Annotated in this window: 2 protein-coding genes; both read left to right on the top strand. The window is 72.1% G+C overall.

Annotation, left to right across the window (positions count from 1 at the left end; all coding sequences use genetic code 11):
* Positions 1-304: DinB family protein (locus AC1UKG_RS04860; RefSeq protein ID WP_482643186.1), on the top strand; the 304-nt coding region annotated here is incomplete at its 5' end.
* Positions 305-311: 7 nt separating this feature from the next.
* Positions 312-965 (top strand): MBL fold metallo-hydrolase, encoded by a 654-nt coding sequence (locus AC1UKG_RS04865; protein WP_018223358.1) that lies wholly within the window; start codon positions 312-314, stop codon positions 963-965.
* Positions 966-1,011 lie beyond the last annotated feature (46 nt).

Genomic DNA, 1,011 nt, shown 5'->3' on the forward strand with positions numbered 1-1,011 from the left:
CGAGATCGAGGTGCACCACGTGGACCTGGCCATCGACTACCAGCCCGCCGACTGGCCGGAGGCGTTCGGCCAGCGGCTGCTGCGCGAGGTCGCCACCGGGCTGGCCGGGCGCTCCGACGCGCCGCCGATGGTGCTGCGCTGCGACGGCAGAGCGCACGAGCTGGTGGTCGGCGACCGTACCGCCGCCCCCACGGTGCGCGGCGCCGCGCCCCACCTCGCCGCCTGGCTGATCGGCCGCAGCCGCGGCACCCGGCTCACCGTCACCCCGGACGGCCCGCTACCAACCCCACCCGAATGGATCTGACCGACCAATGACCTACACCGGAGACGTCACCCCCGGCGGCCCGCCAGCCACCCGCGAGTTGGGCCAACTCACCATCACCAAAGTCTCGGTGGGCCCGATGGACAACAACGCCTACCTGCTGCGCTGCCGGAGCAACGGCGAGCAGGTCCTGGTGGACGCGGCCAACGAGGCCCCCCGGCTACTCGACCTGATCGGCGCCGCCGGCCTCGCCACGGTGGTCACCACCCACCAGCACATGGACCACTGGCTGGCACTCGCAGAGGTGGTGGCCGAGACCGGCGCCCGGCCGCTGGCGCACGCCGAGGACGCGCCCGGGCTACCGATCACGGTGGAGCCCCTCGCCGACGGCGACCGCATCCCGGTCGGCGACTGCACGCTGGAGGTGATTCACCTGCGTGGGCACACCCCCGGCTCGATCGCCCTGCTCTACCAGGACCCATCCGGCACCCCACACCTGTTCACCGGGGACAGCCTCTTCCCCGGCGGGGTCGGCAACACCGAGCAGGACCCGCAACGCTTCGCTCAGCTCATTGACGATGTCGAGCAGCGCCTCTTCGACCGGCTACCCGACAACACCTGGTTCTACCCAGGCCACGGCAAGGACTCCACGTTGGGCCGAGAACGCCCCGCCCTGCCCCAGTGGCGAGCCCGCGGCTGGTAGACCACGGTAGCCACACCAGGCCGCCCAGGGTCTGGGGCAACCGTCT

The organism is Salinispora sp. CH2A1_6, assembly GCF_056820975.1.